The following is a 13765-nucleotide window of genomic DNA, read 5'->3' as shown; positions in this document are numbered from 1 at the left end:
GACCGGCTACTTGCCCCGGCCCCGGTAGCCGAGCTTCGTGGCCGACCAGTCGTCCGCGATGGCGAAGGTGCTCGTGGTCTGCAGGCCGGCGGTGGTGGCCGCCTCCTGGATGTCGCCGTGGCCGACCTCGCCGTCGCGACCGGGCTTGGGCGTGAAGATCCAGATCAGGCCGCCGTCGTCGAGGACGGTCTGCACGTCGACCAGTGCATCGGTGAGGTCGCCGTCGTCGTCGCGCCACCAGAGGATGACGCCGTCGGTGACGTCACCGAAGTCCTCGTCCTCCAGCTCGCTGCCGATGATCTTCTCGATCTCGGCGCGGAGCGCTTCGTCGACGTCGTCTCCCCAGCCGAACTCCTGCACGACCTGGCCGGCCTCGAAGCCGAGGCGCCCCGCGCCCTGGGTGTCCGTGCTCACTTGGTTGATCGTTCCTCTCTCTGTCCGGCACCAGGTGCCGGGTCGGTCCTTGTTCTGTCGGCCCTACGTCGGGCCCTCCGTCGCCAAAGGTAGTGCACGCACCCCGGCCATGCCTCGCAACCAGGACGTGTGGTGTCTTTTCGATGATTCGATGAGACCTCGGCAACGCCCTGGTCATGCACTCAGTCTCAACATTGCGATACCGGGTATCAATACTGGTGCGAACCGCCACAGACGTAACGCAGATCACGCGCTCTTGACCGCCCTATGGTGTGGACGGAGGCTGTGAGGGGACAGAATAGATAGACCACCTGTGCGTGGGCGTGCACAGCCGCAACCCCAGCTGTGGCGACGCTGCCGACGCGACGGGTCCTGACGAGGCGGCGAGGAGCGCGAACCGCGACCGCGCCGCGCGACACCGAGAGAGGTTGCTGGTGGCTTCGTTTGACGAGACCGGACCGCTGATCAACGGTCTGCTCAGCGCCGTACCTGACATCGACCCGGCCGAGACCGAGGAATGGGTCGAGTCCTTCGACGGGCTGATCGACGACAAGGGCGGACCCCGCGCCAGATACGTCATGCTCAACCTGCTGCGCCGCGCGCGGGAGCGGAACGTGAGCATCCCCGCGTCGATGGCGACGCCTTACGTGAACACCATCGGCGTGCACGAGGAGCCGTACTTCCCGGGTGATGAGGCGATGGAACGTCGCTACCGCTCGTGGATCCGCTGGAACGCGGCGGTCATGGTGACGCGTGCTCAGCGCGAGGGCCTCGGCGTCGGCGGCCACATCTCCTCGTACGCGTCCGTGGCGACGCTCTACGAGGTGGGCCTGAACCACTTCTTCCGGGGCAAGGACCACCCGGGCGGCGGCGACCAGATCTACTTCCAGGGCCACGCCTCCCCCGGCGTCTACGCCCGCGGGTTCCTCGAGGGCCGCCTCACGGCCGAGCAGCTCGACGGGTTCCGGCAGGAGAAGTCGCACGCGGGCGGCGGCCTGCCGTCGTACCCGCACCCGCGCCTCATGCAGGACTTCTGGGAGTTCCCGACCGTCAGCATGGGTCTCGGCCCGGCGTCGGCGATCTACCAGGCCTGGACCAACAAGTACCTGCACAACCGCGGGATCAAGGACACCAGCCAGCAGGACGTCTGGGCGTTCCTCGGCGACGGCGAGATGGACGAGCCGGAGAGCCGCGGCATGATCCAGCACGCCGCGCAGCAGCAGCTGGACAACCTGACCTTCGTCGTCAACTGCAACTTGCAGCGCCTCGACGGGCCGGTGCGCGGCAACGGCAAGATCGTCCAGGAGCTGGAGGCCCAGTTCAAGGGCGCCGGCTGGAACGTCATCAAGGTCGTGTGGGGCCGCGAGTGGGACGCCCTGCTCAACGCCGACAAGGACCGCGCGCTGGTCAACCTGATGAACGTCACCCCCGACGGTGACTACCAGACGTACCGCGCGGAGTCCGGCGCGTTCATCCGCGAGCACTTCTTCGGGCGCGACCCGCGCACCAAGGCCCTCGTCGAGAACATGACGGACGAGGACATCTGGAACATGAAGCGCGGTGGCCACGACTACCGCAAGCTGTACGCGGCCTACTCGGCGGCGCGCGCGCACACGGGCCAGCCGACCATCATCCTGGCGCACACCGTCAAGGGCTACGGCCTGGGTGCCGGCTTCGCCGGCCGCAACGCGACGCACCAGATGAAGAAGCTCAAGGGCGACGACCTCAAGACGCTGCGCGACTCCCTGCGCATCCCGATCTCGGACGCCGAGCTCGAGGCCGACCCGTACCTGCCGCCGTACTACCACCCGGGCCCCGACGCGCCGGAGATCCAGTACATGCTGGAGCGCCGGCGTCAGCTCGGTGGCTTCGTCCCGGAGCGCCGGACGACGGCGAGGACCACCCTGACGCTGCCCGAGGACAAGTCCTACGAGCTGCTGAAGAAGGGCTCCGGCACGCAGCAGGTCGCCACGACCATGGCGTTCGTGCGGCTGCTCAAGGACCTCTTCAAGGCCAAGGACTTCGGCAACCGCATCGTGCCGATCATCCCGGACGAGGCCCGGACGTTCGGTCTGGACTCGATCTTCCCGAGCGCCAAGATCTTCAACACGCTCGGCCAGAACTACCTCGCCGTGGACCGCGAGCTCATGCTGAGCTACAAGGAGTCCGAGTCCGGCCAGATCATGCACACCGGCATCAACGAGGCCGGTTCCGCAGCCGCGTTCCAGTCGGTCGGCACGTCGTACGCCACGCACGGCGAGCCCATGATCCCGGTCTACATCTTCTACTCGATGTTCGGGTTCCAGCGCACGGGCGACCAGTTCTGGGCGGCCGGTGACCAGCTCACGCGCGGCTTCATCATCGGCGCCACCGCGGGCCGCACCACGCTGACCGGCGAGGGCCTGCAGCACGCCGACGGCCACAGCCCGCTCATCGCCGGCACCAACACCGCGATCGTGCAGTACGACCCGGCCTACGGGTACGAGATCCGGCACATCGTGCGCGACGGCATCGAGCGCATGTACGGCCCGGGTGAGAACGGCCACACGCCCGACGGGCGCGCGCAGGACGTCATGTACTACCTCACGGTGTACAACGAGCCGATGGTCCAGCCGGCCGAGCCGGAGGACGTCGACGTCGAGGGCATCAAGCGCGGCATTCACCGCATCTCCGTCTCCGACGCCGAAGGCCCCAAGGCCCAGCTCCTCGCCTCCGGCGTGGGTGTGCCGTGGGCCCTTGAGGCGCAGCAGCTCCTCAAGGAGGACTGGGGCGTCTCGGCCGACGTCTGGTCGGTGACCAGCTGGAACGAGCTGCGTCGCGACGCCCTCGCGGCGGAGCACGACGCCCTCGTCGACCCGTCGGCGCCGCTGCGCACCCCGTACGTCACGGAGAAGCTGTCCGGCGCCCAGGGGCCGTTCGTCGCCACCAGCGACTACGACCACCTGGTCCCCGACCAGATCCGCGCGTGGGTGCCCGGCGACTACGCGGTGCTCGGTGCGGACGGCTTCGGCTTCTCCGACACCCGCGCGGCCGCTCGGCGCTACTTCCTCATCGACGGCCCGTCGATGGTGGTCCGTACGCTGCAGGTCCTTGCCCGGCGCGGTGAGGTCCCGGCCGACGTCGTGAGCAAGGCCGTCGAGAAGTACAGCCTGCTCGACGTCAACGCCGGCACGTCCGGCAACGCGGGCGGCGAGAGCTGACCCTCGGGTAGCAGGCACGAGCTGCGGCGCACCGGTTCACCGGTGCGCCGCAGCTCTTTCCGTTCGGCGCGTGCCCGGCGCGGCCGTCGCGTGCCCGGCGCGCCCGTCCCGCGGCCGTTCCGCGCCGACCGGCCCGCTACCCCTTCTCGGCGTCCGCGATCGCCTTCGCCAGCTCCGCCTGCAGCGGCTTGACCGTCTTGGCGTCCGGGTGCAGGTCCAGGGCGCGCAGGTGCTGCTTCGCCTCGAACACCCGGTCGGCCTCCAGCGCCGCCAGCACGAGGTGCTTGCCGACGGCGGGCGAGTGCTCCCGCACCCGCCAGTGCCCCACGCCCAGGCCCAGGGCCTCGACGGGCATCCCGTTGGCGCGCAGGATCGCCAGGCCCTCGGCCAGCGCGTTGCCGTCCGGGTCCCGCTCGGCGGCGGTGATGAACCGGCGGACGGCGCCCTCCGGGTCGTCGGCCAGCGACAGCCGGCCCAGCTCGATCAGGGGGTACCAGCCCCGCGGGTGCCCGGCCAGCTCCTCGGCGAGGGACCAGACCGCCAGGTCGGCCTCGCGCTGCTTCGACTCCGGTATCTCGTCGGAGTCCCGCAGCGGGTCCTCCAGCGTCGGGTCCTCGGCGGCCCGCCGGCGGACGATCTCCGCCAGGGCGGCGAACGCCTCCTCGTTGTTGGGATCGTCGGTCAGCTGCGCTCGTAGCGCGTCCTCGTGTCCCACGTCCCCACGCCGGGGTGCCGACGGTGACGGCCGGCGGGCCCCGACCGTGGACGCAGACAAGGGCCGACGGATGAGGCGACGGAGCCGGTGCATCAGGGCCATGCCTCGACCCTACAGTTTCTCACCCGCACTCACTGGGGTAGCACTGTCGCGAAAGTCCGTTTGTGGACTCCCCACAACGCAGGCTCGTATGCTGCCGGGGTGCCAGCAACGCGACGGGCCGCTCGAGGCAGCGCCCAGAAGACCGACCGGGAGGCCGGGCAGGCGGCCGACCGCAGCGCCGACCAGGACGCCGGTCTGGCACCCGGGGTCGGCCCTGAGGGCGCCCCCGAGCCCGACGCCGGTCTGGACCCCGCCGGCTTCCCGATGAACCTCCAGCGCGTCCGCGAGGCGAGCGGCGTGCTCACGGCGGCGGCGATGCGCCGCCTCGACGAGGACCTGAACTGGTACCGCGACCTGCCCGCCGAGGACCGGTCGTACGTGGGCCTCGTGGCCCAGGCCGGCATCAACGCGTTCACCTCCTGGTTCACCGACCCCGACCGGCCGCCGCACGGCGTCAGCGAGATCTTCGCCGCGGCGCCCACCGAGCTGACCCGCTCCATCTCGCTCCAGCACACGCTGCAGCTCGTGCGTGTGGTGGTCGACGTCGTCGAGACGCACTCCGACCGGATCGCCGCTCCCGGCGGCGAGCGCGACCTGCGCGAGGCCGTGCTGCGCTACTCCCGCGAGGTCGCGTTCTCGGCGGCCGAGGTCTACGCCCGCGCCGCCGAGTGGCGCGGCGCCTGGGACGCCCGGCTGGAGGCCCTCGTGGTCGACGCCCTGGTGCGGGGCGACGGCGACGACTCGCTGCGCTCCCGCATCTCCGCGCTCGGCTGGAGCGGCCGGGGCAACGCGCTCGTGGTCGTGGGGCTCGCCACCGAGGAGCTCGACGAGATCCGCACCGCCGAGATCCGCCGCGTGGCCCGCCGCGCCGCGGGCGACGCCCTGGTCGGGATCCACGGCGACCGGCTCGTGCTCGTGCTCGGCGGCGAGGGCGACCTCGTCGCCGCCGCGACGTCGCTGATGTCGCGGTTCGGCACCGGCCCCGTGGTGATCGGCACGCAGGTGCCCAGCCTGACCGACGCCCCGCGCTCGGCCCGCTCCGCGCTCGCCGGCCTCACGGCCGCGCCGGCGTGGCCGCAGGCGCCCCGGCCGGTCATGGCGGACGACCTGCTGCCCGAGCGTGTGCTGACCGGCGACTACACGGCCCGCGCCACGCTCATCGCCCAGGCATTCACCCCGCTGCAGGACGCCGGCGGCGCCGTGCTGGAGACCCTCTCGGCCTACCTCGGCACGGGTCGCTCGCTGGAGGCCGCCGCCCGCCATCTGTACGTTCACCCCAACACGGTGCGCTACCGCCTGCGCAAGGTCTCCGAGATCACCGGCTGGGACCCGCTCGACGCCCGCGAGTCGTTCGTGCTGCAGGTGGCGCTGGCCCTGGGGCAGCTCGGCCGGGGCTGAGCCCGCCGAGACGTACGTCACTAACCTGCGCCCGACATGAGCGCCTTGTAGGTTCCCGACAAGGGCCCCCGACCAGGTTGGTACAGGTCGCGACGTCCCGGGAGCGGCTCGGGTTGGCAGAGTGGACGCGTGCTCGCCGTCGTCTGCCCTGGACAGGGCTCTCAGACCCCCGGGATGCTCAGCGACTGGCTCGAGCTGCCCGGCACCGAACAACGCCTCGCGGCAGCCTCCGAGGCCGCAGGACTGGACCTCGTCGCGCACGGGACGACGTCGGACGCGGACACGATCCGCGACACCGCCGTGGCCCAGCCGCTGATCGTCACCACCTCCCTGCTCGCGCTGCGCGCCCTGCTGGACGGCCGTGCCGCCGCGGACGTCGTCGACGTCACCGCCGGCCACTCGGTCGGCGAGCTGTCGGCCGCCGCGGTGGCGGGCGCCCTGACCGACGACGGCGCGGCCGGCCTGGTCGCGCGCCGCGCCCGGGCGATGGCCACGGCCGCGGCGGCGGCGCCGTCGGGCATGAGCGCCGTCGTGGGCGGCGACCCGGACGAGGTGCTCGCCGCGATCGAGGCCGCGGGCCTGTGGCCCGCCAACGTGAACGGCGCCGGCCAGACGGTCGCCGCGGGCGCCCTGGAGGATCTCGCCAAGCTGGCCGAGAACCCGCCGACCCGCGCCCGCGTGATCCCGCTGCAGGTCGCCGGCGCGTTCCACACGCCGTTCATGGACGCGGCGCGCGCGGAGTTCGAGCCCGTGGCCCTCGGCTGGGACGCCGCCGACCCGACGCTGCCCTTCCTCGCCGACCTGGACGGGACCGCCTACACGGGCGGCGCCCACGGTCACGGCACCGGCGCCGACGTGCTGCGCAACATCGCGGGCCAGGTCACGGCCCCGGTGCGCTGGGACCTGATCATGACGAGCCTCGCCGAGCGCGGCGTCACGGGCCTGCTGGAGCTCGCCCCCGGCGGCGTCCTCACGGGTCTGGCCAAGCGCGGCCTCAAGGGTGTCGAGACGGTGGCGGTCAAGTCGCCCGCCGACCTCGACGCGGCCCGCGAGCTGATCGCGGCACACAGCAACGCCCTTTCCAGCGGCACGAGCGCGACCGGAGCAGCCCAGTGACCACCCTGCAGCAGGCCCAGCCCACGCAGTTCTCGAAGATCCTCGCGATCGGCGCGGAGCGTGGCGAGCTCGTCGTGACGAACGACGACATCGCGGGCCCCATCGACTCCTCGGACGAGTGGATCCGCCAGCGCACCGGCATCATCACGCGCCGTCGGGCAGGCGCCGACAAGGACGTGCTCGACCTGGCCGAGGCCGCGTCGAGGAAGGCGCTGGAGGCCGCGGGCCTGGTCGGCGCGGACATCGACGCGATCATCCTGTCGACGATCACGCACATGCACATGACGCCGTCGGCCGCCGCGATCCTCGCGGACCGCATCGGCGCGACGCCCGCGGCGGCCTACGACGTGTCGGCGGCCTGCGCCGGCTACGCGTACGGCATCGGCCAGGCGGACGCCCTGGTCCGGGCCGGCCTCGCCCGGCACGTGCTCGTGATCGGCGCCGAGAAGCTCAGCGAGATCATCGACCCGACCGACCGCTCCATCTCGTTCCTGCTGGGCGACGGCGCGGGCGCTGCGATCGTCGGCCCGTCGGACACGCCCGGCATCGGCCCGACCGTGTGGGGCTCGGACGGCTCCAAGGCCACCGCGATCCGCCAGACGCACTCGTGGACCGAGCTGCGCGAGGACCCGTCGCTCGGCTGGCCGACCCTGCGCCAGGACGGCCCCACGGTGTTCAAGTGGGCGGGCTTCCAGATGGCCCCCATCGCCGAGAAGGCCATGGCCGAGGCAGGCGTGACGGCCGAGGACATCCAGGTCTTCATCCCGCACCAGGCCAACATGCGGATCATCGACCAGATGAAGAAGCAGCTCGGTCTGCCCGACAGCGTGGTGATCGCGCGGGACATCGCCGAGACCGGCAACACGTCCGCGGCGTCGATCCCGCTGGCCGCCGAGCGGCTGCTGTCCGAGGGACAGGCGAAGTCCGGCGATCTCGCCCTCCAGATCGGCTTCGGCGCAGGCCTCGTCTACGCCGCACAGGTCGTGGTGCTGCCGTAGGCAGGGTGCAGCCGGGTCGCAGAAGGGCCCGTTGTGCATTCAGGTCGCAGGATGCGCCAAGATCTGACCAGCAAGACTCCGGTGCCCGACGGCGCCGGTGACCGTTAACGAAAGATAGGAAGTCCCATGGCCAACACGGACCAGGAGATCCTCGAGGGCCTCGCCGAGATCGTCGCCGAGGAGACGGGCCTCGACACGGCCGACGTCCTGCTCGAGAAGTCCTTCACGGACGACCTCGACATCGACTCCCTGTCGATGATGACCATCGTCACGCACGCCGAGGACAAGTTCGGGGTTCGCATCCCGGACGAGGAGGTCAAGAACCTCGCGACCGTCGGCGACGCCGTGAGCTTCATCAAGGGCGCCCAGGACTGAGCCGCCCCCCGACGGCGGCGGCGCGGCCGGCTGAGATCCACCGGCCCGCGCCGCCGTCGGGCACCCGCTGCCCACAGGCAGCACACCGAGCACCTGCCCCCTCGTCCCACCACCCTCGGGAGCATCATCATGACCTCCGCACGCGAAGTCGTCGTCACGGGCCTCGGCGCCACCACCCCGATCGGCGGTGACGTGGCCTCCACGTGGGAGGCCGCGCTCGCCGGCGTGTCCGGTGCGCGCACCCTGGAGAACGACTGGGCCGAGAAGTACGGGATCCCCGTGACCTTCGCCGCCACCATCAAGGTGGACCCGGCCGAAGTCCTGTCGCGCCCCGAGACCAAGCGCATGGACCCGTCCGCGCAGTACGCGATCGTCGCGACCCGCGAGGCCTGGGCCGACGCGGGCAGCCCCGAGGTCCCGGGCGAGCGGCTCGGCGCCGTGGTCTCGTCCGGCATCGGCGGCATCCAGACCATCCTGGACGGCTGGGACACGCTGCGTGAGCGCGGCGCCCGGCGCATGCTGCCCATGACCGTCCCCATGCTCATGCCGAACTCGCCGTCGGCCTACGTGTCGCTCGAGCTCGGCGCCCGCGCCGGCACGCACGCGCTGGTCTCGGCCTGCGCCTCGGGCGCCGAGGCCGTGGGCTATGCCGTGGAGATGATCCGCTCCGGCCGCGCCGACGTCGTCGTCGCCGGCGGCACCGAGGCCTCGATCCACCCGATGCCGCTGGGCGCGTTCGCGGCCTCGCGCACGCTCTCGCTGCGCAACGACGACCCGGAGCACGCCTCCCGCCCCTACGACGTCGACCGCGACGGTTTCGTGCTCGGCGAGGGCGCGGCCGTGCTGGTGCTGGAGAGCGCGGAGCACGCCGCCGCCCGCGGCGCCCGCGTGTACGCCAAGGTCGGCGGCGTGGGCCTCTCGTCCGACGCGTACCACATCACCTCCCCCGACCCCGAGGGCACGGGCCAGGTGACCGCCATGCGCTTCGCCATGGAGGACGCCGGCGTGACGGCGTCCGACGTCGTGCACGTCAACGCGCACGCCACCTCCACCAAGGTGGGCGACCTCACCGAGACCGCCTCGATCCGCAAGCTCTTCGGGTCGGACGCCGACCACGTGCAGCTCTCGGCGACCAAGTCGATGACCGGCCACCTGCTGGGCGGCGCCGGTGCCATCGAGTCCGTGTTCGCGATCAAGGCGGTCGCGGAGCGGCTCGCCCCGCCCACGATCAACGTGGAGAACCCCGACCCCGAGCTGCAGGTTCCGCTCGTGCGCAACGAGCCGGCCAAGCTGCCGGGCGGCGACATCGCCGCGATCAACAACTCCTTCGGGTTCGGCGGGCACAACGTCGCCCTGGTGATCCAGAACGCCTGAGCCGACACCGTCGGCCCCGTGTCAGACGCTCAGGTCACCCCGGTGACCTGAGCGTCTGACATGTCCGGGGTGTGCCGACGCCTGACATGGGAGAATGTGCGCATGGCAATGCGTGAGATCCGACTGGTTCCCGACCCCGTGCTGCGCACCCCGTGCGACACCGTGACGACGATCGACGACCGCGTACGCGGGCTGATCGCCGACCTGGTCGAGACCGTGGACGACGAGGGGCGCGCCGGCCTGGCCGCCAACCAGATCGGTGTCTCGCTGCGCGCGTTCTCGTGGAACATCGAGGGCGAGATCGGCTACGTGATCAACCCGCGCATCGTCGAGCTGGGCGAGGAGCTGCAGGACGGCGGCGAGGGCTGCCTGTCCGTTCCCGGGCTCTGGTACCCCACCGTGCGCGCCAACTACGCGCGGGTCGAGGGCATCGACCTGGACGGCCAGCCGATCACGGTCGAGGGCACCGGGATCATGGCGCGCTGCCTCCAGCACGAGACCGACCACCTCGACGGCATGGTCTATCTGGACCGGCTCCAGAAGGAGACCCGGCGGGCCGCGATGCGGGAGCTTCGCGCGCGCCTCTGAGGGACTTCCGCTTCATTTCGTACAAAACACGCATGTGGGATGAATCATCAGGAGATTCGTCCGGGCTCTAGTGGTGGTACGTCCTTTTAGGCAAGAATGTGCCGCACGAACTCGTCGTACGAAGTGATTCTTTCGGCGACATGCGCGTCGTTTCGCCTCGCATGTCTCCGATGGATCGGGCAGGATGTGGTCCGAAGCACCGCTGTGCAGCCGACCACAGCGTCACCGCCCTGGTGAGGACGTAGGGGAAGACGTACCTCGATCCAGGGAGGAAGACATGGCCGGTGTCATCACGCGGGGTGTGCTTTTCGTGCATTCCGCACCTCGTGCCCTGTGCCCCCACATCGAGTGGGCCGCGGGGAACGTCCTTGGCGTGCGCGTTTCCATGGACTGGACCGCGCAGCCTGCTGGGCGCGGCCTGTACCGCGCCGAGTACTCGTGGCAGGGTCCGCAGGGCACGGGCGCCAAGCTGGCGTCCGCCCTGCGCGGGTGGTCCCACCTGCGGTACGAGGTGACCGAGGACCCGAGCAACGGCGCCGACGGCGCCCGCTGGTCCCACACCCCGGACCTCGGCATCTTCCACGCCATGACCGACGTGCACGGAAGCGTCGTGGTGCCCGAGGACCGGGTCCGCGCCGCGCTGGAGCTCGCCGACCCGCGCGCCATGCGGGACGCCCTCGACCTCGCCCTGGGCGCCGCCTGGGACGACGAGCTCGAGCCGTTCCGCTACGCCGGCCTGGGCGCACCGGTCCGCTGGCTCCACCAGGTGGGCTGACCGGGCCCGTTCCGCTGCGCTGGGTCCTCCTGCGCTCCGCGCCAGGTGTTGACCACAGCAGTTGCTGCCAGAAGGCCCACCAGCCTGGCAGCAACTGCTGTGGTCAACGCCGTATCGCGGGGCGAGCGGGGTGTCGGCGGGCGGGGTGTCGGTTGGGGGCGGGGAGGAACAGGCAGTCGCCCGCCATCATGAAGAGCGAGAAGAACGGCAGGCCCATGACGACGGCGATGCCGGCGTGCATGAGCAGCGCGCCGCCGACGGCGGTCATCCGCGTGTGGCGTTGCAGCAGCAGGAGCGGGAACGTGAGCTGCAGCGCGAGTGTCCCCCATGTCACGGCGGCCACGAGCCAGGCGTTGCTCGCGATGAGGTCGGCCAGCGGGGGCCACGGCCGGAACTGTGGCAGCGACAGCGGGTAGTAGACCGCGGAGCCGTCGCGCCACTGCTCCCCCTGGAGCTTGAACAGCCCCGACAGCACGTACACCAGGCAGATCTGCGCGCCCACGGCCAGCACGGCGGCGTTGTGCAGCAGGTTGCGCACCTGCGTCCGGTTCGGTTCGCTGCCCGGCTCCTGGCCCGGTTCCTGGCCCGGTTTCGGGGCCGACGACGGCGGCGCCACCGGGGCTGATCGCGCGCTGTCCGCGCGGCGCTCCCTCCGTCGGGCATCCAGGGACCAGCGCGCCGACGTGTCCGCGAAGCAGAGGTAGACCAGCAGGATCCGGGCGATGTTGTCGCCCTGGTCGGCGATCAGCGGGTTGATCACGCTCAGACCCGACCAGCCGAGCAGCAGCAGCGGCACGGTCCAGCGGGCGTGCCAGCCCACGGTCACCAGCACCGCGACCAGGAGCAGCGCCGCACAGCCGGCGGTGAGCAGCGTGCCGCTGGTCAGGGCGTGCCCGCCGAGCGACGTCGTCCAGCGGGCGGCGGTGCCCCACAGCGACTGTCGCGCCGGGAAGTTCACCGCGACGTACCCGGCGACGCCCAGCCCCAGCACGATGCGCATCAGCGCGACGCCGTAGGTCGCGTGGGCGCGGTCGGTCATCCAGCGCACGCCGGCGTCGAGCAGACGGGTCACGGGGTGCGCTCGCCGCCATCAGCGCGGTCGGCGAGATCCGCGGCGCCGCGGACCGCGTCCCAGGTCGTACGGAACGCGGCGTCGTCCTGCCCGGGCACGACGACGGGCGGGCGGGCGCCGAGCGGAAGCTCGCTCGCCGCGGGACGCTCGCCGCTCCCCTGCGGTGCGACGGCCTGGCGCAGCACGCTCACCTGCACGTACACGAGATCGGCGGCGCTGCCGGCGGGGACGCCCGGGCCCCGCTCGGGCTTCGCCAGGTCGCCGGAGGCCCGCAGCACCTGCGTCGCGTACGCGGCAGCGGCGCGGTCCAGGCCGAGGTAGTCGTCGACGACGTCGGGCGTTCCTCCGGCGTCGAGCAGGGAGGAGCGCAGGTCGGGCCAGGGGCCGGGGTCACCCGAGCCGCCGCCGACGGTCCCGGCGCCACCAGCACCCGCGCCGTCCGATCCGGCAGATCGTTGAACCGGCGAGACCAGCAGCACCGCGCGCCCCCGCACCGGCAGCGCCAGGTAGGCGCCGTACAGCTCGGCGGCCAGCCGGCGCGAGGGCCGCTCGGTCGCCGCCGGGAGCACGTGCCAGGTCAGCGCGCGGACCTCGACGGCCGTGGCGTCGACCCAGGGCCCGGGCACGAGGTCGCCGTCCGGCCCGCTCGTGTACACACCCCGCACCCGCAGGGAGTACTCGACGTGCAGGGGCGCGGGCGCGAAGACGGACCAGTTCTGCGCGAAGACCGGCGTCATGTAGCCGTCCAGCGCGGCGTGCACCCCCGTCGAGGGCACACCCGTCGACGTCCCGCCGCTCGCGGACCCGCCGTCGGCCCGCCCCGTCAGGTAGCCCGGGGCCGCCCAGACGAAGGTGGCGGCGAGGTGCGCGAGCAGCACCAGCCACACCACGATCACGAGCCCGCGGACCCGCGCCGGGACGGGCGGGGCCTCCGGCTGCGCTGCCGGGCGGGGGTGGGCGAGGGTCTCGCCCGGGGTGGTGCTCACCGCGCACAGGGTGCCAGAGGCACGGCTCGCGGTTCCAGTCCGGTTCGTCCCGGTCGCGGCGCCCGGAGCCGGTCAGCCTCCGCCCGACCGCCCCCGCTGCACGGCCCCGAGGACCACCCGGATGCCCAGGCCGAGGATGGCCAGGTCCAGCAGGATCTGCCCGGAGACGAGCAGCCGCACGGCGTCCGTCTGCGCCACGATGTCGCCGAAGCCGACCGTCGCGAACGTCGAGATCGTGAAGTACAGGGCGTCGGTCCGGCTGAGGGTCTCGCTGAACGTCGTCGGCTCGCGCTTGCTCAGCGTGAAGTAGGTGGACGCGAACAGGAGCAGGAAGAACGGGACCAGCGTCGCGAGGGCCTGGACCGCGCGCATGCCCGGGAACCGGGACCGGACGATCGCGCGGATCTCCCAGTACGACATCGCGGCGAGCCCCGCGAGGCCGACGGCCAGGACCAGTGCCAGCGACGGCACCGAGAACCGGTCGAGCGGCAGCACGTAGTAGAGCGCCACCAGCAGGGCCGACGTCGCGAACGCCCGCAGGAGGCCGAGGGTGATGAGGGTGCGGCGCCGCCGCCGGGGCAGGGAGCGCACGTCGTGGTTCTCGGCGACACCGCCGTCCTGCTGCGGTTCACGTTCGTCCACGTCGGTCACC

13 protein-coding genes are annotated in these 13765 nt (G+C 72.0%); 8 read left to right on the top strand and 5 right to left on the bottom strand.

All coding sequences use genetic code 11. From position 1 onward, the window contains the following. Positions 1–6: 6 nt before the first annotated feature. Positions 7–414, bottom strand: coding sequence for a DUF3052 domain-containing protein (locus ACH45N_RS27230; RefSeq protein ID WP_397399299.1), 408 nt, complete (start codon positions 412–414; stop codon positions 7–9). 434 nt (positions 415–848) lie between these two features. Between ACH45N_RS27230 and aceE the strand changes: the two genes are divergently transcribed. Then, positions 849–3614, top strand: coding sequence for a pyruvate dehydrogenase (acetyl-transferring), homodimeric type (aceE, locus tag ACH45N_RS27225; RefSeq protein ID WP_397399297.1), 2766 nt, complete (start codon positions 849–851; stop codon positions 3612–3614). A gap of 136 nt (positions 3615–3750) precedes the next feature. Here the strand turns inward: aceE and ACH45N_RS27220 are convergent, their stop codons facing one another. Then, positions 3751–4329, bottom strand: coding sequence for a hypothetical protein (locus tag ACH45N_RS27220; protein ID WP_397399295.1), 579 nt, complete (start codon positions 4327–4329; stop codon positions 3751–3753). 366 nt (positions 4330–4695) lie between these two features. On the opposite strand from ACH45N_RS27220, the gene ACH45N_RS27215 reads away from it, so the two are divergent. The 7 genes from ACH45N_RS27215 to ACH45N_RS27185 all read left to right on the top strand — a co-directional run bounded on the left by ACH45N_RS27215 (position 4696) and on the right by ACH45N_RS27185 (position 11055). Then, positions 4696–5829 carry a PucR family transcriptional regulator gene (locus tag ACH45N_RS27215; RefSeq protein ID WP_397399514.1) on the top strand — a complete coding sequence of 378 codons (1134 nt, stop codon included), beginning with the start codon at positions 4696–4698 and terminating at the stop codon, positions 5827–5829. A gap of 129 nt (positions 5830–5958) precedes the next feature. Further along, positions 5959–6945 (top strand): ACP S-malonyltransferase, encoded by a 987-nt coding sequence (locus ACH45N_RS27210; RefSeq protein WP_397399293.1) that lies wholly within the window; start codon positions 5959–5961, stop codon positions 6943–6945. After that, entirely contained in the window at positions 6942–7943 is a 1002-nt protein-coding gene (locus tag ACH45N_RS27205; protein ID WP_397399291.1) for a beta-ketoacyl-ACP synthase III, read from the top strand. Before ACH45N_RS27210 ends, ACH45N_RS27205 begins: the two co-directional genes overlap by 4 nt. Before the next feature lie 126 nt (positions 7944–8069). Next, positions 8070–8318, top strand: a complete 249-nt coding sequence (locus ACH45N_RS27200; protein WP_020014121.1) for an acyl carrier protein — start codon at positions 8070–8072, stop codon at positions 8316–8318. A 129-nt stretch (positions 8319–8447) separates the two neighbouring features. After that, positions 8448–9692 (top strand): beta-ketoacyl-ACP synthase II, encoded by a 1245-nt coding sequence (gene fabF / locus ACH45N_RS27195; RefSeq protein WP_397399289.1) that lies wholly within the window; start codon positions 8448–8450, stop codon positions 9690–9692. A gap of 102 nt (positions 9693–9794) precedes the next feature. Further along, positions 9795–10280 (top strand): peptide deformylase, encoded by a 486-nt coding sequence (gene def / locus ACH45N_RS27190; protein ID WP_397399287.1) that lies wholly within the window; start codon positions 9795–9797, stop codon positions 10278–10280. Positions 10281–10557: 277 nt separating this feature from the next. After that, positions 10558–11055, top strand: a complete 498-nt coding sequence (locus ACH45N_RS27185) for a DUF3145 domain-containing protein (protein WP_397399285.1) — start codon at positions 10558–10560, stop codon at positions 11053–11055. A gap of 103 nt (positions 11056–11158) precedes the next feature. Here ACH45N_RS27185 and ACH45N_RS27180 read toward each other — a convergent pair whose 3' ends face one another. The 3 genes from ACH45N_RS27180 to ACH45N_RS27170 all read right to left on the bottom strand — a co-directional run bounded on the left by ACH45N_RS27180 (position 11159) and on the right by ACH45N_RS27170 (position 13755). Next, positions 11159–12127 carry an HTTM domain-containing protein gene (locus ACH45N_RS27180; RefSeq protein ID WP_397399283.1) on the bottom strand — a complete coding sequence of 323 codons (969 nt, stop codon included), beginning with the start codon at positions 12125–12127 and terminating at the stop codon, positions 11159–11161. Next, positions 12124–13113 carry a DUF5819 family protein gene (locus tag ACH45N_RS27175; RefSeq protein ID WP_397399281.1) on the bottom strand — a complete coding sequence of 330 codons (990 nt, stop codon included), beginning with the start codon at positions 13111–13113 and terminating at the stop codon, positions 12124–12126. The genes ACH45N_RS27180 and ACH45N_RS27175 overlap by 4 nt, the downstream gene beginning before the upstream one ends. Positions 13114–13185: 72 nt before the next feature. Beyond that, positions 13186–13755: a potassium channel family protein gene (locus tag ACH45N_RS27170; RefSeq protein ID WP_397399279.1), complete on the bottom strand. Its 570-nt coding sequence runs from the start codon at positions 13753–13755 to the stop codon at positions 13186–13188. Between the last annotated feature and the right edge of the window lie 10 nt (positions 13756–13765).

The organism is Promicromonospora sp. NPDC019610, from assembly GCF_044389365.1.
Lineage (GTDB): Bacteria > Actinomycetota > Actinomycetes > Actinomycetales > Cellulomonadaceae > Promicromonospora.
This window is presented reverse-complemented; position numbering and strand designations above follow the sequence as displayed.

What these genes read in the sequence shown, in the direction of transcription:
- ACH45N_RS27185 (WP_397399285.1), top strand. Translation starts at nt 10,558, where the DNA reads ATGGCCGGTGTCATCACGCGGGGTGTGCTTTTCGTGCATTCCGCACCT.
- ACH45N_RS27215 (WP_397399514.1), top strand. Translation starts at nt 4,696, where the DNA reads ATGAACCTCCAGCGCGTCCGCGAGGCGAGCGGCGTGCTCACGGCGGCG.
- fabF (WP_397399289.1), top strand. Translation starts at nt 8,448, where the DNA reads ATGACCTCCGCACGCGAAGTCGTCGTCACGGGCCTCGGCGCCACCACC.
- def (WP_397399287.1), top strand. Translation starts at nt 9,795, where the DNA reads ATGGCAATGCGTGAGATCCGACTGGTTCCCGACCCCGTGCTGCGCACC.
- ACH45N_RS27200 (WP_020014121.1), top strand. Translation starts at nt 8,070, where the DNA reads ATGGCCAACACGGACCAGGAGATCCTCGAGGGCCTCGCCGAGATCGTC.